Annotated in this window: 1 rRNA gene; it reads left to right on the top strand. The window is 53.9% G+C overall.

The features are described 5' to 3' along the window. A 23S ribosomal RNA gene (locus tag QLG08_RS01445) occupies positions 1–635 on the top strand; the annotation flags it as partial.

Raw genomic sequence — 635 nt, 5'->3', positions numbered from 1 at the left:
GGGAGCCTCTTTATGGGGTGACTGCGTACCTTTTGTATAATGGGTCAGCGACTTATATTCTGTAGCAAGGTTAACCGCATAGGGGAGCCGCAGGGAAACCGAGTCTTAACTGGGCGTTAAGTTGCAGGGTATAGACCCGAAACCCGGTGATCTAGCCATGGGCAGGTTGAAGGTTGGGTAACACTAACTGGAGGACCGAACCGACTAATGTTGAAAAATTAGCGGATGACCTGTGGCTGGGGGTGAAAGGCCAATCAAACCGGGAGATAGCTGGTTCTCCCCGAAAGCTATTTAGGTAGCGCCTCGTGAACTCATCTCCGGGGGTAGAGCACTGTTTCGGCTAGGGGGCCATCCCGGCTTACCAACCCGATGCAAACTGCGAATACCGGAGAATGTTATCACGGGAGACACACGGCGGGTGCTAACGTCCGTCGTGAAGAGGGAAACAACCCAGACCGCCAGCTAAGGTCCCAAAGTCATGGTTAAGTGGGAAACGATGTGGGAAGGCCCAGACAGCCAGGATGTTGGCTTAGAAGCAGCCATCATTTAAAGAAAGCGTAATAGCTCACTGGTCGAGTCGGCCTGCGCGGAAGATGTAACGGGGCTAAACCATGCACCGAAGCTGCGGCAGCGAC

The organism is Pantoea sp. V106_11, from assembly GCF_029967885.1.
GTDB classification, from domain to species: domain Bacteria; phylum Pseudomonadota; class Gammaproteobacteria; order Enterobacterales; family Enterobacteriaceae; genus Pantoea; species Pantoea ananatis.
This window is presented reverse-complemented; position numbering and strand designations above follow the sequence as displayed.